Source organism: Apilactobacillus pseudapinorum (assembly GCF_040369555.1).
Lineage (GTDB): Bacteria > Bacillota > Bacilli > Lactobacillales > Lactobacillaceae > Apilactobacillus.
Genome location: NZ_BAABVU010000023.1, coordinates 1 through 429, shown reverse-complemented (window position 1 = coordinate 429; position 429 = coordinate 1). Strand labels below are relative to the sequence as shown.

The window sequence follows — 429 nt, the reverse complement described above, 5'->3', positions numbered from 1 at the left end:
AACCAAGTAATGACACTTGCGTGTCAATGGAGAATAGCGGGATCGAACCGCTGACCTCCTGCTTGCAAAGCAGGTGCTCTCCCAGCTGAGCTAATTCCCCATATAAATATGGTTGTTGTGACCCCTACGAGGTCGATGGGCCTAGGGGGACTCGAACCTCCGACCTCACGCTTATCAGGCGTGCGCTCTAAACCAACTGAGCTATAGGCCCATAGAGCTAAGAATCATATGAAGGTAAATCCCTCAAAACTGAATAAGATTGATGAACCTAGTGTAAGTTTCCGTAATTTCCTTAGAAAGGAGGTGATCCAGCCGCAGGTTCTCCTACGGCTACCTTGTTACGACTTCACCCTAATCATCTGTCCCACCTTAGACGACTAGCTCCTAAAAGGTTACCCCATCGTCTTTGGGTGTTACAAACTCTCATGG

2 tRNA genes and 1 rRNA gene are annotated in these 429 nt (G+C 48.3%); all 3 read right to left on the bottom strand.

Going from position 1 to position 429, the window contains the following annotated elements:
* Positions 1 to 27: 27 nt before the first annotated feature.
* Positions 28 to 100 (bottom strand) — tRNA-Ala (locus tag ABWU86_RS05050).
* Between the two features lie 36 nt (positions 101 to 136).
* Positions 137 to 211 (bottom strand) — tRNA-Ile (locus ABWU86_RS05045).
* 85 nt (positions 212 to 296) lie between these two features.
* Positions 297 to 429 (bottom strand): 16S ribosomal RNA (locus ABWU86_RS05040); the annotation flags it as partial.